This window comes from Halegenticoccus tardaugens, from assembly GCF_004116405.1.
Lineage (GTDB): Archaea > Halobacteriota > Halobacteria > Halobacteriales > Haloferacaceae > Halegenticoccus > Halegenticoccus tardaugens.
Genome location: NZ_SDIC01000001.1, coordinates 543,599 through 568,171, shown reverse-complemented (window position 1 = coordinate 568,171; position 24,573 = coordinate 543,599). Strand labels below are relative to the sequence as shown.

Sequence of the window (24,573 nt, the reverse complement as noted above, 5' to 3'; positions counted from 1 at the left end):
GTGAGCGCCGGAGCCGAACACGGGACGATAGAGGAGATCACGGGGCGGTACGTGCACGTCGAGGTCGGCGGCGTGGACCACCGGGTGTACTTCGAGGAGAACGGACCGGAGGACGGGGTCCCGTTGCTCTGTCAGCACACGGCGGGAAACAACTGCCAAGAGTGGCGTCACCTGCTGGCCGACGAGGGAATCACGGATCGGTTCCGCGTCATCGCGTACGACCTGCCGTTTCACGGCAAGTCCGTCCCGCCGACGACCCAGGCGTGGTGGGAGGAGGACTACACGCTCACGGCGGATCGATTCGTGGAGACGATCGTCGGCATCGTCGACGCGCTGGAGCTCGACGATCCGATCTACATGGGGTCGAGCATGGGCGGTAACGTCGTCCTCGAACTCGCGGATTGGTACCCGGATCGCTTCCGCGCGCTGATCGGTCTGGAGTGTGCCGCCCACAGTCCCGGTTTCTACATCGACTGGCTCGACCATCCCCGCGTCAACACCACGGAGGTGAACGCGTACTCGTGCTGGGGGCTCATGGCTCCGCAGAGCCCCGAACCGGCGCGTCGGGAGACGATGTACCTCTACGAACAGGGCGCGACCGGCGTGTTCAAGGGGGATCTGTACTACTACTCGGTCGATCACGACTACCGGGGCGAACTCGATCGGATCGACGCGGAGCGGTGTCCCGTCTACGTCGTCAACGGCGAGTACGACTACCTGACGACGCCCGACGACGGGCGAGAAACCGCGGAGGGGATCGGCGACGGTGCCGTCGCCGTCGAGATGGCGAAGATCGGTCACTTCCCGATGAGCGAAAATCCCGAACTGTTCGACGCCTACCTCCGCGAGATCCTCGACGACGTCGTCGGCGACCGAGACGACGCGTTGCCCGACGTTATCACGCCCGCGGACGTCGGAATCGAGCTTCATCCGTCCGCGCCGGCTCGTGAACGCCGGGTCGAAGACGAGTGACGACGGAAGGCGAGCGACGATCGAAGCGAGCGACCGTGGGCGTCAGCCGGCCGTCGCCGCCCGTCCCGTGCACCGAAAAGACGTGACGCGGTTTCGTTAGGAGCGCAACGCGCTCCGCCGCTCGACGATCTCGCCCGCGTAGCCCGGGAGGATGACTCCGCGGTCGAGGTACAGTTGCCACGCGACGTCCGCCGGATCGGTTTCGTCCTTCATATCGTGTACACACCCTGCTTAGATCCGACGTAGGAGTCTAAGAACAAAAACCTCACGTATGCCTGATAGTCGATAATTTCGACGGGTCGGATCGGTACGCCGACGATCAGTACAGCGCACCGCCGAGCGGTACGTCCTCGTCGGGGTGACGAGAACCGGATGGTCGAGACGCGCGAGCGTCGACGTACCTGATCGATGACCACTGCGACGCATCGATCGTGGGTGCGCCGTGATAGGTGAAGTGATAATGATCGATTCTAGATCGTTTTCTCCGTTCAGACCGTTCGTAGACGGGACAATCCGCCGAAATCGGCGCCTCGAATGCCGCTCTCTGAACGTCGAGAAGCTGAAACGCGAGCGAACCGGGCCGAAACGGTGACAAACGGTGAGTAACGGTCGTGGTGGCTCTTATTACTGTGGCTATGACATAGCCGCGATGGTGACGAACAAACAACGACCGCGGAACGGAAAGCGCGTGGACACGATGATAAACGCGCTCGCCCATCCGCGGCGGCGGAGCGTCCTCGAAGCGCTCTCGGATCTCTCGGACGATCCGGTCGACTTCGAGACGATCGTCGACCGGGTCCAGTGGCTCGAGGCGACGGACGAATCGGACGCGAACCGCCGACAGATCGCGCGGTCCCTCCACCACGTTCACCTGCCGAAGCTCGCGGACATCGGGGTGATCGTCTACGACTCGGAGCGACGGCAGATCACCCACCAGCGGACGCGGGTCGCCGACGTGCTCGCCGTCGCGAGCCGGGCCGTCGCCGTCGAGAGGAGCCCGACGTGACGCGCCGGCTCCCCCGGCTCCGTGCGGCGGCGAACGGGCTGGTCGACGCCCTCCGCTCGCCCTCGCCCCGTTCGAGCGGCGACGCGCGGTCCGCTCGCGCTCGTCGGTCGAACGCGTGGTTCTGTCGCGTCTGCGGATCGGCCTTCGATCGGCAGCGTTACACCTGCGCCGAGTGTGGCGGCACGCAGATAGAAACCGACGCCGACGTCACCGCAGAGCGCGGTGCATCCCCGTGAGACGCCGTCCGTCAGCCGATCGTCTGACGGGTTTTCATAACGTGTGGGGCGGAAGTATCTTTCATGCCTTCGAGAGGCCGCCCACGGAGAAGGACCTCGCGGTCGAGGTGGGACAGAACGAAGATCGGCGAGTACGTCGACGGACTCGGTTCCGCGACGCGATCGAAAACGAACCGCGCCGGTCGGAACCGAAATCGGAACGGCGTCGACCTGCTCGACGAACTGAACCCGCTTCTCTTCGCGATGGGCTGTTGGCTGCTGGTCAACGGACTGTTCATCGCCGTTTTCACTCCGGGGGCGCTGATCGTCGCGCTGTTCAACGCGCTGCTCGCGTCGGCGGTGGCCGCCGCGGCCGTCCGCCTGTCCGCGGATGAGGCCGCTCGCGACCGCGGTCGGCGGCGACGCGACGACGCCGAATGGTTGACCGGGCTGAGAGGAGTCCTTTCCCGCGGGCGTCGGTCCTCGAAGGGCGGCATGGACCGTCTCTGATTCCGACGCGCACTCTTCTATCGGTCGAGTCGGACGGAACCGTCAGAATCCTTCGCGGAGGTACACGGGCTCGGGCGGGAACGCCGCCGCGAGCGTCTTCGCTGCCGTCTCGTCTTCGACCGTCGCCTCACCGCGGCGCGCGAGCGCCGCAAGCGACTTCGAGCCGACGACGAGCTTCGACAGCGCCCGCACGTTCAGCCGAACCGCGGGGTCGGCGTCGGTCGGCCGGCACGCCGCCTCGCCGCCGTCGACGACGAGTTCGAACGCGCCGTCGTTCCACGGGCATCGATCGTCCGTCACTTCGACCGTCACCGATCCAGCGACTCCGTCGGGGTACGCGAGCGCCGCCGCGGCGGCTTCGACGTCGACGATCCGGACCATCGGCCCGGGCTCGATTTCGACCGACGCGGCGCGAGGATCCGAGAGCGCCTCCGGAAGCGACGTCGCCTCCGCCGCGGGACCGTGGAGGCGAACCGCGTCGACCTGCGAGTCGTGGTCGCGGCAGAAGCGCAGGAGCTGCCGCCGAGTCTCGGCGTCGGCGGCCGCGAACTCCCCGACGTTCATGATCTTCTCGTCGTCCTCCTCCTCGACGGTGTAAAAGAGATACCCCCGGAGGTCGCCGTCGTCGTCCTCCCAGCCGTACGCGTAGGGGTCCGTCCGCCACCACGAGAACGCGCGGTGTCGCCACCATCCCTCGGTTCGGCGGATCGCGAGCGCCTCCGTGGCCCACTCGCGGTGGACGTCGTCGAGCCGGGGGTGCTCGTCGGCGTCGAGCGAACGGAAACGGCCGCCTGCGTCGCCGCACGCCTCGGCCAGTTCCGCGGGCGGGACGACCGTCCGCGCGTGCGTGTTCGCCATCGCGTAGCCGAATCGGCGGTAGAACCCGTACTCGAACGGCCAGAGAGCCGAGAAATACGTCCCCCGGTCGCAAAACTCGCGGAGGAGGCTCGAAAGGAGGCGACCGACGTGCCCCTGCCGACGCGTCTCGGGCGGCGACGCGACGGCGCTGACCCCGCCGAGGGGGTGCCAGCCGCCACGAACGCGCGCGGTGAAGGCGTAGTAGCCGCAGACGGCGAGCAGATCGTCCCCGTCGAGCTCTTCGTCGGGAACGGCCGCGTCGACGTCGTAGAGGCCGCGACGACGATAGATATCCGGCCGTTCGATCTCCTCGTCGTCGTCCGGATCCGGGCCGCGCTCGGGGCTGAACGCGTACCGAACCAGTCGTCGGAACACGGGTCGGTGCGCTTCGGGGAGACAACGGTAGTCCATGGTCGGCACTCGGACGGCCGCGACATATCCTTCTCGGAGGCGCGTGGGATGGTTTCGAGTATCACGGTTCGACCGGGAACCGAGCCATTCACGGCGGTAGGGTTCCTCCGCACGGGTATGGGCGAGAACCAGAGCGACCGTCGGCTGGAGGCCGGTAACCTCCTCCTCGCGGCGGTGCTTTTCGTCGGCGTCGTCGGGTCGGGACTCGCGAAGTGGACGCTCACCGAAGCCGGCTACGGCACGCTCGGCAGCGTTCTGTTCGTGATGGGGTACGGGGGGATGATCGCGGCCGTCTGGTTCGGCTGGCTCCGACACTACGACTTCACCGGCCCCGCCGCCGACCGATAGAACGGAACTTTAATGCGGGTTTCGGGGCGAGGTATCCGCAAGAATGCTCCCGCTACAGGTTATCGACAGTTTCCTGCTCAATTACAACGTCGGGCAGGCGCTGCTGTTGGTGTTCGTACTGACGACGCTCGGGATGCTTCCGCTGAAATCACAGCGGCTGCTCGCGATCAACACGATCGTCTTCGGCCTCGTCTTCATGATGACCCCGTCGAGTCTGGCGCCGATGCACTACCTGTTTCTCGGCCTCGTTCTCCTCGTCGTCGGTCCGGTCCTGTACGTGACCTCGCGCGAGTGAGTTTCCGGGGCCGGCGTTCGATCGCGCCGACGGCGTCCGGGCGTCGCGAATCGATTTCCGCTCCGCTACCTTTTTGCTCCGACTCCTGAAACGGCAGGGCATGATCGCTGTGAGGGCCCCCGCGACGAGCGCGAACCTCGGGAGCGGCTTCGACGTCTTCGGGGTGGCTCTCGGCCGGCCCGCCGACGTCGTCCGCGTCGAGCGGGCGGAGCGGACGACCATCGAGGTGACCGGCGTCGGGAGCCAGTACATCCCCGAGGATCCCGACCGCAACACCGTCGGGGCGGTCGCGGAGGCGCTCTCGGCCCCCGCCCGCATCAAGATCGACAAGGGGGTCCGGCCGGCGTCCGGATTGGGCTCGTCCGCCGCGAGCGCCGCGGCGGCCGCCGTCGCGCTGAACGAACTGTACGACCGGGGGCTCTCTCGACGGGACCTGGTCCCGATCGCCGGTGAGGGCGAGGCGGTCGTCTCCGGGGCGGCGCACGTCGACAACGTCGCGCCCGCGCTGCTCGGGGGTTTCACCATCGCCACCGATCGGGGAGTGACCTCGATCGACGCGTCGATCCCGCTCGTCGCGTGCCTCCCGGAGATCGCGGTCTCGACCCGGGACGCGCGCCGGGTCGTCCCAACGGAGGCGAGCCTCGACGACCTGGTGGCGACGGTCTCCCGCGCGGCGACGCTGACGGCCGGCATGTGTCGGAACGACCCGGAACTCGTCGGTCGGGGGATGTACGACGCCGTCGTCACGCCGGCGCGCGCCGAACTCATCACGGGGTACAACTCGGTCCGCGAGGCCGCGCTCGACGCCGGCGCGACGGGCGTCACGGTGAGCGGTGCCGGACCGGGGATCGTCGCCGCCTGCGACGGGCGAGACCGCCGCGCGGTCGCGGGGGCCATGGTCGACGCCTTCGTCGACGCGGGGGTCGACGCGCGGGCGTACCAGACCGAGATCGGCCGCGGCGCGAGGGTGCTGTAGCGCGCGTTCCGCGAGCCCAAAAAAAACGTAAAAGGCGCCCCGGTGCGTTCAGGGGCTTTCAGACCCCGCGGCCCTGAAGCTTCTCCTCTTCCCGCAACCCGGCGTTCGACCGGCCCTTCATCCCCTTGCCGATGCCCGAGGCGATGTCGGCGAGGCGCTCGGGATCGTCCCAGTTGTTCGTCGCCTCGACGATCGCGTCCCCCATCGTGACGGGGTCTTCCGCGCCGAAGATGCCGGACCCGACGAAGATGCCGTCGCAGCCGTGGTGCATCATGAGCGCGGCGTCGGCGGGCGTCGCGATGCCGCCGGCGGCGAAGTTCACGACCGGCAACCGTCCGAGGTCGGCCGTCTCGTGGACGAGGTCGGCGGGCGCTTCGTTCTCGCGCGCCCACCGCTCTCGCTCCTCGAAGGTCTTGCCTTCGAGTTCGCGGATCGCGCCCTTGATCGCGCGCTGGTGGGTGACCGCCTGGTTGACGTCGCCGGTGCCCGCCTCGCCCTTCGTGCGGATCATCGCCGCGCCCTCGTCGATGCGGCGGAGCGCCTCGGGGAGGTTCCGCGCCCCGCAGACGAACGGCGAGGTGAACTCGCGCTTGTCGATGTGGTAGGCGTCGTCAGCGGGCGTGAGCACCTCGGACTCGTCGATCATGTCGACGCCGATCGCTTCGAGGATCTGCGCTTCGGTGTGGTGGCCGATCCGGGCTTTCCCCATCACCGGGATCGAGACCTCGTCGATGATCGCCGACACCCGCGCCGGGTCGGCCATGCGGGCGACCCCGCCGCGCTTTCGGATGTCCGCCGGGACGGCTTCGAGCGCCATGACGGCGACCGCGCCGGCGTCCTCGGCGATCCGGGCCTGTTCCGGGTCGACGACGTCCATGATGACGCCGCCCTTCTGCATCCGCGCGAACCCCCGCTTGACCAGTTCGGTGCCCCGCTTTAGTTCCTCGAGGTCGGTCTCTTCGGGCATGGTCGGTGCTTGGAGCGGACGCACTTATCCGTGTTCGTTGGCGACGGACCGGACCGATTCTCGGGTCGGGGGATCGTCGCGCTCCACGGCGGCGACCCGTCGGCTCGGTATCGGAACCCGAACCGGAGGACCGCCATGGCTTTGTGACCCCGACACATCCCGTCGCGCATGGCCGTCTCCCGCGCCGACGTCCGGGAACTCCTCTCCGGCGACGGGCTCCCGACACCCGATCCGCTGCCGCGGTGGCTCGCGCCGCTGCCGCGGTGGCTGGAGAACGTCGGGCTTCGGATGGCGTGGCTCGTCGTCGCGATCAACCTCGCCGGGACGGCGTTCGGCTTCTGGTACTACCGCTTTCAGTTCGAGACGACGCCGGCGATCATGTGGCCGTTCGTCCCCGACAGCCCCGTGGCGACGCTCTTCATCGCGCTCTCGCTCGCGCTGTGGAAACTCGGCCGGAACAACGAGTACGTGAACGCGCTCGCCTTCTTCGGCTGCTGGAAGCTCGGGCTGTGGACGCCGTACGTCCTCGCGGTCTTCGCCGGCGAGTTCCTCGCGACCACCGCGCCGCCGATGTACGCCTTCCTCTTCGTGAGTCACCTCGCGATGGTCGTCGAGGCGTTCCTCGTCCACCGCTACAGCGACTTCCCCGTCGGCGCCGTCTTCGTCGCCGCCCTCTGGTACGGCTTCAACGACGTGGTGGACTACTTCGTCCCGATCGTGGGCGACCCGCACCACACGACCCTCCCGCTCGCCGACGCCGCGCCGGTTCCCGGGCTGGGCGGGACGACGGCGCTGCAGGTCGCCGCCGCGGGGGCCGTCGCGCTGACGCTCTCCGCGACGTTCCTCGCGCTGTCGACCCGCGTCGAGAAGCTCGAAGCGCGAACGTCGGGCCGGTGAGGAGCGCAGTTCCGCCGGGCGCGGCGGACCGGTGAGGAGCGCGGTACCGGAAAACGCGACCGCCCGCGCGGCGGTAACTCCTTGATCCGGCCGGCCGATGGGACGACCGTGACACTCTACGAACGCGTCGCCGACCTGCCGCTGCGAATCGACGAGGAAGGGCGCGTCCGACGCGAGCGCGACGTGTCGAGCGGCTTCACCCGCGCGACGACCGTCTTCGCGCTCTCTGGCGGGGGCGAAACCGGCCGCGGCGAGGACGTCACCTACGACGCCGAGGATCACGACGCCCTCGTCGACGCGCCCGGTTTCGACCTCGCCGGCGAGTACACGGTCGATTCCTTCTCCGCCCGACTCGACGAGGTCGACCTCTTCCCGACGAAGGAGCCCGAGCGGGAGACCGCGGAGCACTACCGGCGCTGGGCGCTCGAAAGCGCCGGGCTGGACCTCGCGCTCCGGCAGGCCGGGACGAATCTCGGCGAGGCGGTCGATCGCGAGTACGATCCCGTCCGGTTCGTCGCGAGCACGCGCCTCGGCGAGCCGCCGTCCACCGACCGCGTGGACGCGCTGCTCGCCGGCAACCCCGACCTCGAATTCAAGCTCGACCCGACCTCGGAGTGGACCGACGAAATCGTCTCGGCCCTCGCCGCGACCGACGCGGTTCGAATCCTCGACCTGAAGGGTCAGTACCACGGGACGCAGGTCGATCAGGACCCCGACCCGGATCTCTACGAGCGCGTGTTCGAGAACTTTCCGGACGCCGTCGTCGAGGATCCGGCGCTGACGGCGGAGACGGAGCCGATCGTCGCCGAGCGGGAGGATCGCGTCTCGTGGGACGCGATCATCACCGGCGTCGAGAGCGTCGAGGAGCTCCCCTTCGAGCCGCGGTGGTTGAACGTGAAGCCCTCGCGGTTCGGCACCGTCGAGTCGCTGTTCGAGACGCTGGAGTACTGCGAATCGCGGGGGACGAGCCTGTACGGCGGCGGCCAGTTCGAACTCGACGTCGGACGGGCGCACGTGCAGGCGCTGGCGTCGCTTTTCTACCCCGACGGACCGAACGACGTCGCGCCGGGCGCGTACAACGACCCGGAGGTGGTCGAGGGGCTGCCGCGGAGTCCGCTGTCGCCGCAGGCCGATCCCCGGGGATTGGCCTTCTGACCCCCGCGCCCGGTCTCAGGGGTGCGGCCCGTCGGCGTGCGCGCGGACCCACAGTTCGCCGATGCGGGAGAGCCGCGTCCGGTGGGATTTGCCGCGTTCGTCCCGCTCGATGTACCCCTTCCCGCCGGGGCCGAGCCGGTCGACGTTGTAGATCACCTTCGAGCGGAAGCTGTCCGTGTATTCCTCGTTCAGCTCGCGCGCGAGCGCCTCGGCGAGTTCGCTGACGCTCTCGAACTCGCCGTCCTCGCCGAGCTTGAAGAGGATGACCTCCTCGAACGGCTTGACGTTCGAGAAGGGCGCGACCGGCAGTTCGACGACGTGGCTCTCCCCGAGGCGCTTCGCGCCGATGGTCGTCCCGCGCTCGTCGAACTCCTCCAAGAGGTCGTCGATGCCGTCGAGTCGCGCGTCGATCCGGTCGCCGTCCACCTCGCCGGCCAGCGCGTCGGCGAGGAGGTTCTTCGCCGCCCGGAGTTCCTCCGCGAGTTCCGTTTCGAGGTACTTCTCCGGGGCGGTGTAGTAGGTGTGGATCCGGTCGCGGTCGGCCTGCCGCTCGACCGTGACCGAGTGGGCGGCGGTCGCGAACGCGAAGCTGACCGGCCGGGGCATCGCGCTGACGTTCACCCACACCTCGCTCCCCCGGTCGAGTTCGGCGTTGATCAGGTCGTACGCCTCCTCGAAGGCGGCGTCGTAGTCGTACACGTCGGAGACGACGACCCGCTCCGTCTCCGCGCCGAGGAGGTTCCGGAAGTCCTTCTCCAGCTTTCTCGCGAGCCGACGGGAGTACTCGACGTTGGCCTCGCTGCCGACCGCCCCCTCCAGCAGGATCACCCGGTCAACGTCCCGCTGGTCGCGGACGAGTGGGGCGATGAGCCGGTCGTAGTCGAAGCCGACCGGGACGACGTGCGTCTGCATGTGGGGGAGTTGGAGGGTTCGAGTGTTAACGGTTCTGCGACGGATCCGACGCGCGCGCCCGCTCCCGGTCGCGGACGTCGCTCGACCGGGTCACTCGAACGCGGCCAAAATCGCCCTGCTGTCGAGGACGGTCGCGAACTCGCCGTGGAGGTGCGCGAGCGCCGTCCGGTGCATCTCCTCGGCCGCGTAGCGCTCGCCGTCCGGCCCCTCGCGGTCGAACGTCGCCGTCGCGTCGCCCGCGACAACGACGCGGAAGCCGAGGTTCTCCGCCATCCGGGTCGTCGTGGAGACGCAGTGGTCCGTGGTCAGGCCGACGACGACGAGCGCGTCGTGGCCGCGGTCGCGGAGCCGCGATTCGAGATCGGTGCCGACGAAGGCGCTGTTGACGCGCTTTTCGACGACGGGTTCGTCCCCCTCGGGGGCCGTCTCGGGTTTGAACGCGAAGCCCGGTCGGTCGCCCCGGAGGGGCGAGTCGGGTTCCTGGGAGTCGTGGCGGACGTGGACGATCGGCCGCTCGGCCTCGCGCCACGCCGCGAGCAGGTCGGCTGCCCGCGCCTCCGCGTCGGGGTTGTTTCGCTCGCCCCAGACAGGGTCGTCGAGCCCCGTCTGCAGGTCGACGAGGAGGAGGACGGCGTCGGCAGGCAGCGACGCGGACGCCACGTCAGTCCGCCTCCGCGCCCGCCCCGGGTCGCGAGCGCGGGACGAGAAGCTCCGGGTCGACCTTCGGATGGTCGCGCGAGACGAGCATCGGACACTCGCCGGGGGCCTGCTCGGGATCGGACGAAAAGAGGTACTGCGGCCACTCGCGGTCGCCCTCGACGCCCCAGTCGCCGAGGTCCGCGTGCGGACAGACGCCGTCGTAGTCTTCGAGGCGTTCCTGAATGACCTCTCGCGCGCGCTGTCCCGCCGCCGTGTCCGCGGTGATGCCCTCGAACACCGTCCGCGGCTGGAAGGTGATCTCCAGCCCGACGGGGCAGTACCGGCTCTTCCGCGCGTCGTAGAAGGGGGCGCGGCAGGTGGGGAACATCGGTTCGCCGCCGAAGCAGAACTCCCAGCGGGAGTCGTCGGGGTCGGTGGGGATCTCGTCGGGCCACGGCTCCGGGTCGTGGACGTGGAGGAACTGGAGGACGTTCCAGAGCCGCTCGTGGTACTCGGCCTCCGAGAGCGGCCGGTTGGGCGGCGCGAAGAAGACGACGAGCGGGGCGCGATCGGCGTGGTCGCGGTAGACGGCCAGGTACGCCGAGAGCGCGTCGCGGAGCGCGAGGAGGGCGTCCTTGTGCGTCGTCGACCGGCAGGCCGCGTAGAGCAGGTCGCCCTCCCGTTCAGCTTCGATCCCGAAGTAGCAGGGGAAGGGCGCGCCGTCGCGCTCGTCGAGCATCGACGCGCGGAAGTGTTCGTAGTGGGCGGCGACCCACGGCGGGACCGCGCCGGCGTCGACGCGCGCTCGGATCGTCTCCTGATCCATGAGCCCCCGCGCCCCCGAGTCGTTCATGGGGGCGATAGGGAGGCCGTCGAGTTGTAGGCTTCGGATTCGACGATCGGTCGGCGTTCGCGGTCGGTCGATGCTCGCGATCGATCGACGGTCGCGGTCAGTCGGCGCTCACGCCGACTCGAAACCGGCTCGCCTCCTCCTCCGCGGCGGGGGCGGTGAGCGCCGAGACGCCGACGGTGAGCGCGAGGCCGACGAGCATGCCGACGAGCGCGACGTCCCAGCCGAGGTAGGTGAGCGCGAAGAGGGGGATCTCTGCCCCGAGGAGGGTGAGGGTCGTCTCGGGGACGAACACGTGGGCGAGGTAGAGCGCCTGGCTGCCCACGAGTCCGGCGTACATCCCGTCGCGGGTCGTCCGCGGCCAGTAGAGCGAGACGAGCACCGGCAGCGCGAGCTGGGCGTAGCCGCCGAACGCGGTCGCGCCGACCTCGACGAGCGTGCCGGGCCGAAACAGGCTCGCGACGAACGCGACGACGGCGAACAGCGCGACGCCGACCCGGGCGACCCACGTCTCCTCGCGGTCGCCCGCGTCGGGCGCGAGGAGCGGCCGGTAGAGGTCGCGGGTGAGGTACGACGACCCCGAGAGGAGCATCGAGTCCGACGAGGACATCATCGCCGCCAGCGCGCCGGCGACGACGAGCGCCGCGAACCAGCCCGGCGTGTACGCGTTGAGCAGGACGGGGACGACGTTCGCGCCCTCCGGCACCTCGACGCCGAGGCCCGCGGCCCACGTCCCGAGCATGAACGCGGGGACGAAGAGGAGGACGACGAGGACGGGCCAGAGCGCGAACGACCGCTTGAGCACGCGGTCCGACTTGGCGACGAAAAAGCGCTGGTTGATCTGGGGGAACATCGTCACGCCGAAGGCGATCATCACGGCCTGCGAGATCATGTACTGCGGCGTGTACACGCCGCCGCCGAGCGCGAGGAACGACGGCTCCGACGACGCCACCCCGGCGGTCGCCGCGCCGGGGCCGCCGACCGCCGCGAGCACCCAGCCGACCGCCGCCCAGACGATCCCGAGCATGAAGAGCCCCTGGATCGTGTCGGTCCACGCGACCCCTCGCATCCCCGAGAGCGCGACGTAGGCGATCATGAAGACGGTGACGAGCGCCGCACCCGCCCAGTAGGGCAGGGCGCCGCCCGTGAGACCGACGAGCGCCTCCCCGGCACCCATCTGCTGGAGCATCACGTACGGCAGGAGCCAAAAGAGGCTGACGCCCGCGACGAACGCGCGGAGGCGCGTCGACCCGAACCGGTCGCCGAGCATCTCACAGAGCGTCACGTAGCCGTGCGCCCGGCCGACGAGCCACTGCTTGTAGCCGACGACGTACCAGAGGACCGCGAAGAGGACGCCGTCCATGACGCCCATGACGAGGATCCACTCCGGGCCGGCGGCGTAGGCGAGGTCCGGCCCGCCGAAGAACGTGAAGGCCGAAAGGAGCGTCGCGAAGGTGGTAAAGAGGAGGACGACCGTCCCGAGCGACCGGTCGGCGAGGTAGTAGTCCTCGGCGTCGCGGCTCGTGAGCCGGTAGGCGATCACGCCGACCGCCAGCGCGACGACCAAGTACGCGCCGACGACGCCGAGCCGGACGGTCAGCTCACTCACGGGCCACCCCCATCCCGCGATCCCACGCGCCGCGGCTGAACGCGTAGAACGCGACGCTCGCGAGGACCATCCAGCCGACGTGCCACCAGAGCCAAAGCGGCAGTCCGGCGACGACGCGCGCGTTCCCCCACAGGAACCACGGGATCGCGAACGCCACGAGGATCGCGAAGACCGGTATCCACAACCAATCCGATTCGATCGACTCCATTGACTGGTGTTTATCCGATGGAGTTCCTAAATAGTATCGAAAAGCGTTCTAAAATCGGTTTCGAAGAAAATAATCCTTCACAACGCGTCTCGACGGGTTCGGGTCGAAGCGACGCTATACCCGACGGAAACGGACGTTTCAGGCTGCATCGTACGGTACGATAGGTATTTCCCCCGTGGGAAACGTATATATACTGAGTGGGTAGCCCCACATCGCTATCAACGTCACGTCCCCCGGAGGGGATCTCATCATGGACGACACAGCCAAATATCTCATTCACGCGGCAATCACGGCCGACGGCGTCGTCGAGCGGAGCGACGTCGTCGGTGCGATCTTCGGGCAGACCGAGGGGTTGCTCGGCGACGATCTGGATCTCCGCGACCTGCAACAGTCTTCGAAAGTCGGCCGAATAGACGTACAGATAAAGAGCAGAAACGGCCAGTCGGCGGGCGAGGTCACGATCGCCTCCAGCCTCGACAAGGTGGAGACGTCGATCCTCGCCGCGTCGCTGGAGACGATCACCCGCGTCGGCCCGTGCCGGTCGACGGTCGAGGTGACGAACATCGAGGACGTTCGGGCGGCGAAGCGGCGCGAGGTCGTAGAGCGCGCGAAGGAACTGCTGACGGAGTCGTTCGACGACAGCGTCATGACGAGCCGGGAGATCCTTGACGAGGTCCGCGAGGCGGTCCGCGTCGAGGACATCACCGACTACGGCGGGTACCCGGCGGGCCCGCACGTCGAAACGTCCGACGCGATCATCGTCGTTGAGGGACGGGCGGACGTGCTGACGCTCCTGCGCTACGGCATCAAAAACGCCGTCGCGGTCGAGGGGACGAACGTCCCCGAGGCCGTCGCGAAACTCACGCAGGACCGGACCGTCACCGCCTTCCTCGACGGCGACCGCGGCGGGGAACTCATCCTGCGCGAACTGGCGCAGGTCGGCGCGGTCGACCACGTCGCCTTCGCGCCGGCGGGGCGGTCCGTCGAGGATCTCGCCCGACGCGAGGTCGTGTCGGCCCTTCGGAACAAGGTGCCGTACGAGACGCTCGTCGGGGAGTCCGACATACAGCAGGCGGTCGCCGCGACGGACGGCAGTTCGCGACCCGCCCCGGAGGGTACCGCGGACCCTCGGACGGAGTCGCCGGGGACGACTGACTCCCCGTCGGCTCCGACTCCCGCGACGGAGACTAACGACGAATCGAGCGAAGCCGACGACCGCGACGACGCGACCGAGAGCTCCGAAGACGCCGGCTCCGAGATCGACTCCGCCGACGCGCGCGCGAACGCCGCCGGCACCGCGGCGGCCGGTGAAGCCGGCGCCGACACGGCCGCGAGCGACGCGGACGAAGCCGCCGTTCAGAGCGACGTGGCCGCCGAAACCGAGGCCTCCCCGCCGACGCTTCGCGGTCACCTCAGGGAGGTCATCGAGGCGGAAACCGGAACCGCCCGCCTCCTCGACGACGAGTTCGAGGCGCTCTCCGAGGTCGAGGCGGCGGACGCGTTCGACGCGATCGCCGACGCCGAACCAGTCCCGTACGCGGTGATCCTCGACGGCGAACTCACCCAGCGCGTCCTCGACGTGGCGGCCCAGCGGGGCGTCGAACTCGCCGTCGCGAGGTCGGAGGGCGAGTACGTCAAAAAACCCGTGAGCGTCCGCGCGCTGACCGCCGACCGGCTGACGGGAGCGCCCGGCGACGCGGGGTGAGGCCGGACGAGGTGCGGTCGCGGTTCCTTCTACGCGGTGCGAGCGAGCACCAGTCCCGCCCCGTCGGCGAAGGCGTCGCTCCGTTCTTCCGCGACGGCGAACCCGTGCTCCCGGTAGAGCGCGAGCGCGGCCTCGGCGTCCGTCCGGACGGTCAGCGTGACCCGCGTTCCCGCCGGGATCGAGTCGAAGAGCGCGGCGAGGAGCGCCGACGCGCGTCCTTCTCGCCGGTGCGCCGGCGCGACGACGAGTTCGGCGACGTGCGCCTCGTCGCCGACGACCGCGAGCAGGTAGCCGATCGGCGCTCCGCCGGCCGTCGAGACGAACCCGTCGCACGCGCCGGTCGGGAGGCCGCGTTCGAGGAGCGTCGGCGACGGCTCCGGGAGGAACGATTGCAGCTCCGACAGCGCCGGACGGTCGGCCGGGACCGCGCGCCGAACGGTCATCGTCCCGGGATCACAGGAGCACCGCCGCGAGCGCGGCGCTCGCGACCGCTCCGGTCAGCGTGGCGAGGAAGTTGACCGTCTGATTCCCGACTCGGTCGCCCTCGACAGTCGCGCCGAGGACGCTGTCGACGGTCATCCCGACGACGCCGCCGAGCGCGACGACGCCGCCGCCGACGACCGGCGACCCGAGGGGGAGGAGCGCCGCGGCGATGACGGCGACGAGGGCCGATCCGCCGACGCCGGCCAGTTCGCCCTGCCAGGTGATCCCGCCGTCGGTGCCGGGGGCGACGCGCTCGAACGACGTGATGAGGCGGGGGTTGTCGTACAGGCCGCCGATCTCGCTGGAGAGCGTGTCGCTCATGGCCGCCGCGAGCGAGCCGGCGAAGGCGAAGAGGAAGACCGATTCGTCGATCGGCAGGTGGGGACTGGCGGCGAAACAGAGGACGGCGACGAGCGCGACCGCGGCGTTTCCGAGGACGTTGCCGCTGCCGCGCGCGCCGTCGTTGTCCTCGGCGACGCCCCGCCGCCGCTTCGACTCGTACCTGAACTTCGTCGAGAGGCCGCCGACGGCGAAAAAGGAGATGAGCACGGCGAACCAGCCGAAGCCGCCGAGCACGATCGTGAGCAGGCCGAGCAACACGCCCGTCAGCATGCCGGGAACGGAGGCGGTCCCGAGCGCGTACGAGGCGTACCCGAGGACGACCGTCACGACGAGCGCGGTGACGACGACGAAGCCGCTCGCGTCGATGGCGAGGAAGTCGAAGAGCCAGAGCAACAGGCCGACCGAGAGCATCACGAGCGGGTCGTCGCGCTCGTAGAGCACCGATCGGAGGAGCGCGGCGACGAGCGCGCCGGTCGCCGAGAGGAAGATCGCGGCGGGGAGACCGAGGACGCCGTCGACCAGCGAGTCGACGGCGAGCTGGCCGGCGACGCCCGCGAGGAATCCGGCGGCGGTGAAACCCGCGACCGAGAGGAACGGGTCCGCGTGGATCCGACGAACGAGCTGTTCGCCGAGGTTCCCGTACGCGAGAACGAGCACCGCGGCGACGAACACCGCGGCGGGCATCGGCGTCTCGGGCACCGTCGCCAGAAGCGCCAGCCCCGTCGCGGCGAGCGCGAAGCCGGCGAGGCCGTTGAGCCGGCCGTCCTGTCTGTCACCCGGGCGGGCGAACAGCTCGAACAGCGGCCCGTCGTGGACCGCGAAGGCGGCCAGCGCGGCGATGACCGCGAACGGAACCGCGACCGCCGCTCCGAGCGCCGGCACCGCGAGCGCGAGCGTCCCCACGGCTGCGAATCCGCCGGCCCGCCGGAGCGTGGAAGTCACAGTCCCCGGTATCGCGGACGCCCACTTAACGCTCCCGACACGACCCGAGGCGGGAGGACGGTCCGGCGCGAAGCCGTGCGCTTTAGGCGTCGGAGGTCGACTTCGCGGCTGTGGGACTCTACGACGCCTATCTCGCTCTCCGGCACAGACGCCACCCCGCCGGCCCGCCGTCGCACGTCGCGGTCGTCATCACGGAGCGCGACCTCCTGGAGCAGGGCGCGTACGAGACGCTCGAACGGTTCCTCAGCTGGGCGTTCGAGTACGGCGCGGAACGGGTGACGATCTACGTGAGCGTCCTCGACGCGGCGGTCGTGCCGACGCTCGAACGCGAACTCCGCACGGTCGAAGCGCCCCGTTCTACCGCCTTTCGCGGCCCCGGCGACACGGAGCGCGCGGACGCCCCGATCCAGGTGAGCATCGGTCTCGGGGGGAAACACGAGTTCGCCGAGGCGGTTCGGTCGATCGCACAGGAGGTCGAGACGGGCGCGCTCGACCCCGGCGAGATCGACGAGGTCGACGTCGAGCGCCGCCTCGTCTTCCCCGACGAGCCGGACCTCGTGATCAAGACGGGCGCGGAGCGGCTGTCCGACTTCATGATCTGGCAGTCGGTGTACTCGGAGCTGTACTTCACGGACGTGAACTGGCGGGACTTCAGAAAGCGCGACTACCTGCGGGCGGTGCTGGACTTTCAGAACCGACAGCGGCGCTTTGGACGGTGAGCGAAGCGAACCGTCCAAAGGTCGTCGGGGAGCGAACGGAGCGAGCGGACCGACGGAAGTTCGGTCGGTAGCGAAGCGACGGACAACGCGTGAACGTCGACGGAGGAACGCGGGAACGTCGACGGACGACTCGCGAACGTCGACGGACGGACCTGTGCGCCGACGACGGACGACTTATGCGACGGCGGCGGCTAGTAGGCTGGCCCATGTCAGGTGAAAACGAACGCGCCTCGGGCGACGCCGACCCCGAGCGGAGCCGTCCGGAGACCGAATCGAGCTACGGCATCCCCGCGACCGCCGAGGGGATGCTCCCGTGGCGTCACGTCGAAGCGCGGATGCGGGGCGATCGGACCTACTGGGTCGTGACGACGCGTCCGGACGGGCGGGCGCACGCGCGACCGGTGTGGGGCGTCTGGATCGACGGGTCGTTCCACTGCGGCGGCGGCGAGCGGACGCGGTGGGCGCGGAACCTCGCCGAAAACCCGGAGATCGTCGTCCATCGAGAGAGCGGCGAGGACGTCGTGATCCTCGAAGGGATCGCGGAGAAGATCGCCCCGGAGACGGGGGCGGACCCGGCGCTCGTGGAGCGCGTCGACGCGGCCTACGAGGCGAAGTACGGGATGCGCCACGGGACGCCCTTCTGGGTCGTGCGACCGCGCGTCGCGCTCGCGTGGAGCGACTATCCCGAAGACGCGACGCGCTGGCGGTTCGAGGAGTAGCGATCACCGGGGAAGGAGCGATCAGTCCGCGGGCTCGGCGTCGTGGCGTTCGAGCGCCGCGTTGATCTCCTCGGCTCCGCGGCTGGGGAGCTGGTCGCGCAGGCGCGCCGCCACGTTTCGCGCCTCGTTCAGTTCGACGCCCGCGAGCGCCCGGACGAGCGCCACGGCCCGCTCCGTCCGGGTGCGCTGCCACGACGCCTCGCGGGACTCGTAGGTTCGGATGCCGCGCAGGAAGTCGACCTTCGAGAACTCCGGCCAGTAGGGCGCACAGAAGTAGACGGCCGCCTCGTTGCCGTTCGCGTGCCACGGGAGGAAGTTGCTCGTCCGCTCGTCGCCGCCGGTTCGGATGATGAGATCCACGTCGCGGACGGGCTGGCGGTAGAGCCGGCGCTCGACCGCCGCGACATCGATGTCGTCGGGCGCGAGGTCGCCGTCGCGGACCGCGCCCGCGACGTCGCGGACGGCCCGCAGGAGCTCGTTCCGGCCGCCGTACGCGAGCGCGATGTTCAGGCGGAAGCGGTCGTACCCGCGGGTCCGCTCCTCGGCGTCGTCGACGGCGTCGCGGACGCGGCGCGGGAGCCGATCGATGTCGCCGATGGCGCGGATGCACACCTCGTTCTCGTGGACGCGCTCCGCCCCGGCGAACTCGCGAAGCTTCGACTCGATGAGGTCGAAGAGCGGTTCGCGCTCCTCGGGCGGGCGGTTGAAGTTCTCCGTCGAGAAGGCGTAAAGCGTCAGCTCCTCGATGCCGAGTTCGTCGCACCAGTCGAGCACGTTCTCGGTCGTCCGCGCCCCGGCCCGGTGGCCGTCGGGCGCGTCTGCGCCGCGTCGCCGGGCGTACCGTCGGTTGCCGTCCTGAATGATGGCGACGTGCGTGGGCCCGTCGCCGATCTCGCGACGGAGCAAGCGCTCGTACGCCCGGTCGAACTCCGTGCGGGCCCGCTGTAGCATATCTCGATAGTCTCGTCGCCCCCCTATGTGCTTTTTGCAGTGACGGTCGCGCGGGCCGACGCGCCGCGCTCCGGGGCTCGGATCCGGTTCGCCGACCCGGTGCGCGCGACCGCGAAACCGCCACCCGTATATCTCCGGACGCCGACCGACCGCGTATGAGCGACGTTCTCGACGAGGATCTCTACCAGCGGACGAAGGCGTTCCTCGAACCCGGCGACATCGACCTCGCGGGCGTCATCGTCCACACCGACCTCACGGGCACCGAGGACCTCGAGATGCACGAGCTGACGGTCGAACTGAACGACGTCATCGCCGAGCACGCGGACAAGGGCGAGTCGTACATCTACGCCGGCAACGACGACCCGAACTTCGCATCGAACCAGTTCCAGGGGCTGACGCTGGAGGGCGACGAGTTCGTCTGGGAGTGCCAGCAGCTCCTCCGCGAGGGGACGTTCGACCTCGTGTTCTACTACGAGGCGACGGCGGATCAGGCGGCCATCGTCGAGGCGATCGAGGGGATGGGCCACCGCGCGACGCCGGTCCCGTAGGCAGCGCCGATCTCGCGGACGGCGGTCGCACGCGCGGGCGAGCGCCGCGGGTGCGGAGAGCGCCAGTCGATCGAACGCGCGGATCGCCGCCGACGGGAGCTTCGAGACGCTTATTCCCCCACATCCCCGAGAGCCGAGCATGAAACCGGCGAACGCGGACCTCTCGACGCTCGACCGCGCCGTCATCAACGCCTTCCAGGGCGGCTTCCCGGTGGTCGAGCGACCCTTCGAACCGGCTGCCGCGGCGCTGTCCGAGCGAGGGATCGACGTCTCCGCGTCGGCGCTCTGCGACCGCGTCCGCGACCTCGACGAGGCGGGCGTGCTGACGCGCTTCGGCGCGCTCGTGAACGCCGAGGAGATCGGCGGGGCGGCGACGCTCGTCGCCATGCACGCGCCGCCGGATCGCTTCGACGAAGTGGTGGAGCGGGTGAACGCCCGCCGGGAGGTGGCGCACAACTACGAGCGCGAGCACCCGCACCTCAACGTGTGGTTCGTCGTGAGCGTGGCCGACGAGGGGAGGGTGGCGGAGGTGCTGGCCGAGATCGAAGCCGACACCGGCCAGCCGACGTACAACCTGCCGAAGCGCCGCGAGTTCCGCGTCGAGGCGAAGTTCCTCGTCGACGGTCCCGTCGCGGACGGCGACGTCGACCTCTCGCACCTCGGCCCCGACGCGGAGCCGTCGGATCGGACGACCCTGACCCCCCGCGAGCGCGACCTCGTCGTCGAGATTCAGGGCGGGCTGCCGATCACGGAGACGCCCTACCGCGACGTGGCCGAATCGCTCGGCGTCGAGACCGACTGGGTCGTCGAGACGATACGGCGGTTCGACCTCGAAGGGAAGGTCCGACGCGTCGGCGTCATCCCGAACCACTACGCGCTCGGGTACACGGAGAACGGGATGACCGTCTGGAACGTCCCCGACGACCTCGTCGGGGCGGTCGGGCCCGCGGTCGTCTCGCTCGATTTCGTCACCCACTGCTACCAACGACCGCGCCACGAAGGGGTGTGGCCGTACAACTTCTTCGCGATGACCCACGGCCGCAGCGAGGCGGAGAGCGAGCGGCGGATCCGCGAGGTCGAGGCGACGATGGGCGAGTTCTGGGACGTGGACGAGGACGACTGGGACACGCTGTTTTCGACCCGGATCCTGAAGAAGACCGGCATCCGGCTGGCGGAGCGCGCCGAGGCGAACACCGTCGAATGATCCCGCTGTTTCACGACTTCGACGGCGAGACCGTCCTCGTCTTCGGCGGCGGCCCGGTCGGGGCGCGCAAGGCCCGGCGGTTCGCCCGCGAGGCGCGCGTCGTCGTCGTCGCCCCGACGTTCGCCGACCGGGAGTTCGGGGCGGCCGAACTCGTCCGCGCCGCGCCCGCTCCCGACGAGGTCGCGGCGTGGGTCGATCGGTTCGACCCGGCGCTGGTCGTCGCCGCGACCGACGACGAGGCCGTGAACGAGGCGGCCGAGGCCGCCGCCCGAGAGCGGTGTGCGCTCGTCAACAGGGCGGACGAGGCGGGCGGACGCGACCGGGGGAGCGTCGTCGTGCCGGCGACGGTTCGGGACGGGCCCGTGACCGTCGCGGTCTCCACCGGCGGCGCGAGCCCGGCGCTGTCGAAGCTCCTCCGCGAGCGGCTCGAATCGGAGCTCGCCGACGCCGGCGCGATGGCGACCCTGACCGCGGATCTCCGCGCGGAACTGAAGGACGAAGGCGCGCCGGCGGACGAGCGACGGACGGCGGTCCGGGCCGTCGTCCGCGATCCGCGGGTTTGGAAGGCTTTACGTACGGGGGAATCTAAGGCCCGCAGAGAGGCAGACCGCGTGATACGAGAGACGCGAGGTGAGTCGCGGTGATGGATTCGGGCGCGATCTCCGGCGTGAGCGTCTCGCACGCGAGGGCGAAGGTCGAGGAGATCGAAGCGGCCTGTCGCGCCGACAGTCGCGAAGCCGTGCGGGAACTCCTCGCCCGCGACGGCGTCGCCGAGGCGTTCGCCGTCCAGACGTGCAACCGCGCGGAGGCGTACGTCGTCACCGACCGCCCCGCCGAGGGCTACGCGGCCCTCGCCGACTTCGCGCCGGACGTTCGCGAGGGCGCGATCGCGCACATGGACCACGAGGAGAGCATCCGCCACCTGATGCGCGTCGCCTGCGGGCTGGAGTCGCTCGTCCTCGGCGAGGACCAGATCCTCGGCCAGCTCAAGACGGCGCTCGAAGAGGCCCGCGCGACCGGCGGGATCGGTCGGATGCTCGACGACGCGCTAATGAAGGCGATTCACGTCGGCGAGCGCGCGCGCTCCGAGACGCGGATCAACGAGGGCGCGGTGTCGCTCGGCAGCGCGGCGGTGAAGTTGGCGAAGGCCGAGACCGACCTCGACGGCTCGACGGCGCTCGTCGTCGGCGCGGGCGAGATGGCGACGCTCGCGGCGCGGGCGCTCGACGCGGCGGACGTCGAGCGGCTGATCGTCGCCAACCGCACCGTCCCCCACGCCGAACACGTCGCCTCGGAGGTCGCGTCCGACGCGCGCGCCGTCGCGCTCGACGCCGCGGCGGCGGCGGCCCGCGAGGCCGACGTCGTCATCGCTGCGACGGGGAGTTCGGCGTACGTGATCGGTCCGAACGCGCTCGCGGACGCCGGCGAGACGGTGCTCATCGACCTCGCACAGCCGCGGGACGTCGACCCCGCCGTGAGCGCGATCGAGGGGATCACCCTCCGCGACATCGACGCGCTCGAATCGGTGACCGCCGAGACCCGACGGAAGCGGACGCGCGAGGCCCGGGAGGTCGAGGCGATGATCGACGAGGAGTTCGATCGCCTGCTTGACGCGTACAAGCGACGGCGGGCGGACGACGCGATCAGCGCCATGTACGAGGGCGCGGAGAGGGTCAAAGAGCGCGAGTTGCGGACGGCGCTCTCGAAGCTCGACGCGCAAGGGGAGCTGACGGCCGAGCAGCGCGAGACGATCGCGGCGCTCGCGGACGCGCTGGTCGGCCAACTGCTCGCCGCGCCGACGAAGAGCCTGCGCGACGCCGCCGCCGAGGACGACTGGACGACGATCCAGACCGCGATGCAGCTTTTCAACCCCGAGTTCGGGGGCGCGCCGCCGGTCGCCGACGCTGCACCCGACGCCGCGCCGGACGACCTCCCCGAGAACGCGGAGATTCCGCGGCGCGTGCTTGAGCAGCTTTCCGACGACTGAGGGTCGGCGGCCCGAGACGATCGCCCGTTCTCCCGCGCTTTCGGTCGCCGTTTCCCCGTCGTCCTCCAATTTTCATCCCGGTCTGGGCAAACGTTATCCGGCAGCCGCGCGATGTACCGTCCATGGCCGAGCTGCTTTCCGACGACGAGATCGACCAACGAGTCCCCGACGGGTGGGAGCGCGACGGCGACGAGATCGCGCGGACGTACGAGTTCGACGACTACCTGGACGGCGTCGCCTTCGCGACGTCGGTCGGCGAGGTGGCCGAAGAGGAGTTCCACCACCCCGAGATAACTATCGGCTACGAGGAGGTCGAGGTGCGGCTCACGACCCACGACGCGGGCGGCGTCACGAACAAGGACATCCGGCTCGCCGAGCTGTTCGACGACGAGTACTGAGGGATGGACGCCGCGTACGTCTTCCGCGTTCGGTTCCGGCTCGCGCCCGCCGGCGGCGCGCGGGTCGAGCCGCGGGAGTTCGAAACGGTGCTCCGCCTGCCGGCGGCGGCGTCCGGCGAGGAGGGCTGGCTCTTCTTCCGCGACTCGCTGTGGCGCGGGGACGCGAACGACGAGCGGCACCTCCGGGAGCGCTTCGAGGACGTTCTCGGCGTCCCGGTCTCGGGCGTGGCGTTCCGCGAACTGGAGACCGACGAGGCGTACCTCGACGCGCTGAAAGCGGAGATCGGAGCCGATCTCGGTCGGTTCAACGCCGACGACGTGGCCGAGGCGCTGCACAAGTACCTCGGCAGCTCCGTCCGCGTCCGTTCGAACTGACGCGCGGGCGAACGTGACGTTCTTCCTTCGGTGAGATCCGGACGCAGCGGACGAAACCCGCCGGAACATCCAATACCGGGGCGGTTCTATCAGGGACTCCGATGGTTCTCGACCCGTACGACTTCTGGTTGTTCGACCTCGACGGGACGCTCGTCGACGCCGAGTGGTCGTACACCAGGGGGGCGTTCGACCGGGTGGGCGACCGCCTCGGCCGGCGCTTCACCGACCGCGAAGTCGAAATCCTCTGGCACGGCCTGAGCGGCGCTCGCGACCCGCAGCTCCGCGAGTGGGGGATCCCGCCCGAGGAGTTCTGGCCGGCCTTCCACGCCGTCGAAGACCCGCAGGCTCGCGCGGGGGCGACGTACCTCCACGAGGACGCAGCGGAGTTCGTCCGCTCGATCGACGCGCCGGTCGGGCTCGTGACCCACTGTCAGAAGTTCCTGGCGGGTCCCGTGCTCGATCACCTCGACATCCGGGACTGGTTCGACGTGATCGTCTGCTGCGACGAGGAGACGGGCTGGAAACCCGACCCCGCGCCGGTGAATCACGCGATGTCGCGATTGGGCGTCAACGGCGTCCACCGGGGCGTGCTGGCCGGCGACGGCGCGAACGACATCGGCGCGGCGTGGAACGCGAATCTGGACGGCATCCACGTCGAGCGCCACAACCCGTCGTTCCGCGGGCAGTGCGTCCTCGGCGATTACCGGGTTCGGTCGTTCGACGAGCTCTCGTGGTGAGCCCGCGCGAGCGTCCGCGGGCGGTTCGACGAACGAGTCACTCGTCCGCCTCTCGGTCGTCGGGCGGCGCGACGCCGAGTCTCCCCTCGACGAACGAGGCGACGTCCGCGGCGAACGCCTCGACCTCGTCCCAGTCGGTGAACTCGGCGTCGTGGGCCGTGTCGGCGTCTGGCACGGCGCGCTTGGCGATCTGTTTGATCACCAGTCGCTTGAGAAAGCCGTACTCCGAGTACCGTAACGCGCCGCCGAAGAGGCCGATTCGGTCCGGATGCCAGCCGGTGTCTTCGACGAACTCCTCGACGTAGCCCGCCGCCTGCGCCCGTCCCCGCTCGTCGGCTGACGACAGCGAGACCTGAAAGAAGGCCGTCGGCTTCGCCGCCAGCGCGTCGCGGTTGGTCGCGACGAACTCCCGAACGGTCGGCTGGTGCTTGCCGCCGTGGACGGACGCGCCGACGAGAACCGCGTCGAAGTCGTCGACTCCGAGATCCGGCGGAAGCTCGTCGACGTTCACCGCCGTGGCGTCGTGCCCGCGCGCTGCGAGCACGTCTTCGATGCGGTCGGCGACCTTCGCCGTCTGTCCTTCACCGGTGCCGTAGATCACGAGGAACGAACGCACGCGGATCACCGAATTCGGG

The 24,573-nt window shown here is 69.8% G+C and carries 30 protein-coding genes; 19 read left to right on the top strand and 11 right to left on the bottom strand.

Features of this window, described 5'->3' with window-relative positions:
- From C3L37_RS03015 to C3L37_RS03000, 4 genes are all read left to right on the top strand, one after another.
- Positions 1 to 972, top strand: a complete 972-nt coding sequence (locus C3L37_RS03015; protein ID WP_129113130.1) for an alpha/beta fold hydrolase — start codon at positions 1 to 3, stop codon at positions 970 to 972.
- A gap of 649 nt (positions 973 to 1,621) precedes the next feature.
- Positions 1,622 to 1,978 carry a DUF7344 domain-containing protein gene (locus C3L37_RS03010; RefSeq protein WP_129113129.1) on the top strand — a complete coding sequence of 119 codons (357 nt, stop codon included), beginning with the start codon at positions 1,622 to 1,624 and terminating at the stop codon, positions 1,976 to 1,978.
- Positions 1,975 to 2,214, top strand: coding sequence for a hypothetical protein (locus tag C3L37_RS03005; RefSeq protein ID WP_129113128.1), 240 nt, complete (start codon positions 1,975 to 1,977; stop codon positions 2,212 to 2,214). Before C3L37_RS03010 ends, C3L37_RS03005 begins: the two co-directional genes overlap by 4 nt.
- A 63-nt stretch (positions 2,215 to 2,277) precedes the next feature.
- Positions 2,278 to 2,703: a hypothetical protein gene (locus tag C3L37_RS03000; RefSeq protein ID WP_129113127.1), complete on the top strand. Its 426-nt coding sequence runs from the start codon at positions 2,278 to 2,280 to the stop codon at positions 2,701 to 2,703.
- Positions 2,704 to 2,745: 42 nt separating this feature from the next.
- On the opposite strand, the gene C3L37_RS02995 is transcribed toward C3L37_RS03000, so the two are convergent.
- Positions 2,746 to 3,972 carry a GNAT family N-acetyltransferase gene (locus C3L37_RS02995; protein ID WP_129113126.1) on the bottom strand — a complete coding sequence of 409 codons (1,227 nt, stop codon included), beginning with the start codon at positions 3,970 to 3,972 and terminating at the stop codon, positions 2,746 to 2,748.
- 117 nt (positions 3,973 to 4,089) lie between these two features.
- Between C3L37_RS02995 and C3L37_RS02990 the strand changes: the two genes are divergently transcribed.
- From C3L37_RS02990 to C3L37_RS02980, 3 genes are all read left to right on the top strand, one after another.
- Positions 4,090 to 4,320 (top strand): hypothetical protein, encoded by a 231-nt coding sequence (locus tag C3L37_RS02990; RefSeq protein WP_129113125.1) that lies wholly within the window; start codon positions 4,090 to 4,092, stop codon positions 4,318 to 4,320.
- A 43-nt stretch (positions 4,321 to 4,363) separates the two neighbouring features.
- Positions 4,364 to 4,615, top strand: a complete 252-nt coding sequence (locus C3L37_RS02985) for a hypothetical protein (RefSeq protein WP_129113124.1) — start codon at positions 4,364 to 4,366, stop codon at positions 4,613 to 4,615.
- Positions 4,616 to 4,715: 100 nt separating this feature from the next.
- A complete protein-coding gene (locus C3L37_RS02980; protein ID WP_129113123.1) occupies positions 4,716 to 5,591 on the top strand; it encodes a homoserine kinase in 876 nt (291 codons plus the stop codon).
- 58 nt (positions 5,592 to 5,649) lie between these two features.
- Here C3L37_RS02980 and pdxS read toward each other — a convergent pair whose 3' ends face one another.
- The gene (pdxS, locus tag C3L37_RS02975; protein ID WP_129113122.1) at positions 5,650 to 6,558 is read right to left on the bottom strand and encodes a pyridoxal 5'-phosphate synthase lyase subunit PdxS; all 909 of its coding nucleotides are present in this window, start codon (positions 6,556 to 6,558) and stop codon (positions 5,650 to 5,652) included.
- Between the two features lie 168 nt (positions 6,559 to 6,726).
- On the opposite strand from pdxS, the gene C3L37_RS02970 reads away from it, so the two are divergent.
- Positions 6,727 to 7,455 (top strand): DUF1405 domain-containing protein, encoded by a 729-nt coding sequence (locus tag C3L37_RS02970; protein WP_129113121.1) that lies wholly within the window; start codon positions 6,727 to 6,729, stop codon positions 7,453 to 7,455.
- 108 nt (positions 7,456 to 7,563) lie between these two features.
- Positions 7,564 to 8,610, top strand: a complete 1,047-nt coding sequence (locus tag C3L37_RS02965; RefSeq protein WP_129113120.1) for a hypothetical protein — start codon at positions 7,564 to 7,566, stop codon at positions 8,608 to 8,610.
- 15 nt (positions 8,611 to 8,625) lie between these two features.
- Here C3L37_RS02965 and C3L37_RS02960 read toward each other — a convergent pair whose 3' ends face one another.
- From C3L37_RS02960 to C3L37_RS02940, 5 genes are all read right to left on the bottom strand, one after another.
- A complete protein-coding gene (locus C3L37_RS02960; protein ID WP_129113119.1) occupies positions 8,626 to 9,522 on the bottom strand; it encodes an HFX_2341 family transcriptional regulator in 897 nt (298 codons plus the stop codon).
- A 90-nt stretch (positions 9,523 to 9,612) separates the two neighbouring features.
- Complete coding sequence (locus C3L37_RS02955; protein WP_129113118.1) at positions 9,613 to 10,182, bottom strand: cysteine hydrolase family protein; 570 nt, start codon at positions 10,180 to 10,182, stop codon at positions 9,613 to 9,615.
- 1 nt (position 10,183) lies between these two features.
- On the bottom strand, positions 10,184 to 11,014 hold the full coding sequence (locus tag C3L37_RS02950) for a YqcI/YcgG family protein (RefSeq protein WP_129113117.1): 831 nt from the start codon (positions 11,012 to 11,014) through the stop codon (positions 10,184 to 10,186).
- 97 nt (positions 11,015 to 11,111) lie between these two features.
- The gene (locus tag C3L37_RS02945; protein ID WP_129113116.1) at positions 11,112 to 12,620 is read right to left on the bottom strand and encodes a sodium:solute symporter family protein; all 1,509 of its coding nucleotides are present in this window, start codon (positions 12,618 to 12,620) and stop codon (positions 11,112 to 11,114) included.
- On the bottom strand, positions 12,613 to 12,828 hold the full coding sequence (locus C3L37_RS02940) for a DUF3311 domain-containing protein (protein ID WP_129113115.1): 216 nt from the start codon (positions 12,826 to 12,828) through the stop codon (positions 12,613 to 12,615). The genes C3L37_RS02945 and C3L37_RS02940 overlap by 8 nt, the downstream gene beginning before the upstream one ends.
- A gap of 250 nt (positions 12,829 to 13,078) precedes the next feature.
- On the opposite strand from C3L37_RS02940, the gene dnaG reads away from it, so the two are divergent.
- Positions 13,079 to 14,533 (top strand): DNA primase DnaG, encoded by a 1,455-nt coding sequence (gene dnaG, locus C3L37_RS02935; protein WP_129113114.1) that lies wholly within the window; start codon positions 13,079 to 13,081, stop codon positions 14,531 to 14,533.
- Positions 14,534 to 14,562: 29 nt separating this feature from the next.
- On the opposite strand, the gene C3L37_RS02930 is transcribed toward dnaG, so the two are convergent.
- Both C3L37_RS02930 and C3L37_RS02925 read right to left on the bottom strand, forming a co-directional pair.
- Entirely contained in the window at positions 14,563 to 14,976 is a 414-nt protein-coding gene (locus C3L37_RS02930; protein WP_129113113.1) for a GNAT family N-acetyltransferase, read from the bottom strand.
- Positions 14,977 to 14,986: 10 nt separating this feature from the next.
- Positions 14,987 to 16,300, bottom strand: coding sequence for a DUF92 domain-containing protein (locus C3L37_RS02925; RefSeq protein WP_129113112.1), 1,314 nt, complete (start codon positions 16,298 to 16,300; stop codon positions 14,987 to 14,989).
- Positions 16,301 to 16,410: 110 nt separating this feature from the next.
- Here C3L37_RS02925 and C3L37_RS02920 point away from each other — a divergent pair, with 110 nt between their 5' ends.
- A complete protein-coding gene (locus C3L37_RS02920) occupies positions 16,411 to 17,019 on the top strand; it encodes an undecaprenyl diphosphate synthase family protein (RefSeq protein WP_129113111.1) in 609 nt (202 codons plus the stop codon).
- 206 nt (positions 17,020 to 17,225) lie between these two features.
- Positions 17,226 to 17,738, top strand: a complete 513-nt coding sequence (locus tag C3L37_RS02915; protein ID WP_228546090.1) for a pyridoxamine 5'-phosphate oxidase family protein — start codon at positions 17,226 to 17,228, stop codon at positions 17,736 to 17,738.
- Positions 17,739 to 17,759: 21 nt separating this feature from the next.
- Here the strand turns inward: C3L37_RS02915 and uppS are convergent, their stop codons facing one another.
- Complete coding sequence (gene uppS / locus C3L37_RS02910) at positions 17,760 to 18,689, bottom strand: polyprenyl diphosphate synthase (protein ID WP_129113109.1); 930 nt, start codon at positions 18,687 to 18,689, stop codon at positions 17,760 to 17,762.
- A gap of 155 nt (positions 18,690 to 18,844) precedes the next feature.
- On the opposite strand from uppS, the gene C3L37_RS02905 reads away from it, so the two are divergent.
- From C3L37_RS02905 to C3L37_RS02875, 7 genes are all read left to right on the top strand, one after another.
- On the top strand, positions 18,845 to 19,237 hold the full coding sequence (locus tag C3L37_RS02905; RefSeq protein ID WP_129113108.1) for a DUF5778 family protein: 393 nt from the start codon (positions 18,845 to 18,847) through the stop codon (positions 19,235 to 19,237).
- A gap of 139 nt (positions 19,238 to 19,376) precedes the next feature.
- The gene (gene ahbB / locus C3L37_RS02900) at positions 19,377 to 20,441 is read left to right on the top strand and encodes a siroheme decarboxylase subunit beta (RefSeq protein ID WP_129113107.1); all 1,065 of its coding nucleotides are present in this window, start codon (positions 19,377 to 19,379) and stop codon (positions 20,439 to 20,441) included.
- Positions 20,438 to 21,085 (top strand): precorrin-2 dehydrogenase/sirohydrochlorin ferrochelatase family protein, encoded by a 648-nt coding sequence (locus tag C3L37_RS02895; RefSeq protein WP_129113106.1) that lies wholly within the window; start codon positions 20,438 to 20,440, stop codon positions 21,083 to 21,085. Before ahbB ends, C3L37_RS02895 begins: the two co-directional genes overlap by 4 nt.
- Positions 21,082 to 22,428, top strand: coding sequence for a glutamyl-tRNA reductase (gene hemA / locus C3L37_RS02890; RefSeq protein WP_129113105.1), 1,347 nt, complete (start codon positions 21,082 to 21,084; stop codon positions 22,426 to 22,428). The genes C3L37_RS02895 and hemA overlap by 4 nt, the downstream gene beginning before the upstream one ends.
- A gap of 122 nt (positions 22,429 to 22,550) precedes the next feature.
- Entirely contained in the window at positions 22,551 to 22,826 is a 276-nt protein-coding gene (locus tag C3L37_RS02885) for a 4a-hydroxytetrahydrobiopterin dehydratase (RefSeq protein WP_129113104.1), read from the top strand.
- Positions 22,827 to 22,829: 3 nt separating this feature from the next.
- A complete protein-coding gene (gene lwrS, locus C3L37_RS02880) occupies positions 22,830 to 23,201 on the top strand; it encodes an LWR-salt protein (protein WP_129113103.1) in 372 nt (123 codons plus the stop codon).
- A gap of 101 nt (positions 23,202 to 23,302) precedes the next feature.
- Positions 23,303 to 23,938: an HAD family hydrolase gene (locus C3L37_RS02875; RefSeq protein WP_129113102.1), complete on the top strand. Its 636-nt coding sequence runs from the start codon at positions 23,303 to 23,305 to the stop codon at positions 23,936 to 23,938.
- A 37-nt stretch (positions 23,939 to 23,975) separates the two neighbouring features.
- Here C3L37_RS02875 and C3L37_RS02870 read toward each other — a convergent pair whose 3' ends face one another.
- Complete coding sequence (locus C3L37_RS02870) at positions 23,976 to 24,554, bottom strand: flavodoxin domain-containing protein (RefSeq protein WP_129113395.1); 579 nt, start codon at positions 24,552 to 24,554, stop codon at positions 23,976 to 23,978.
- Between the last annotated feature and the right edge of the window lie 19 nt (positions 24,555 to 24,573).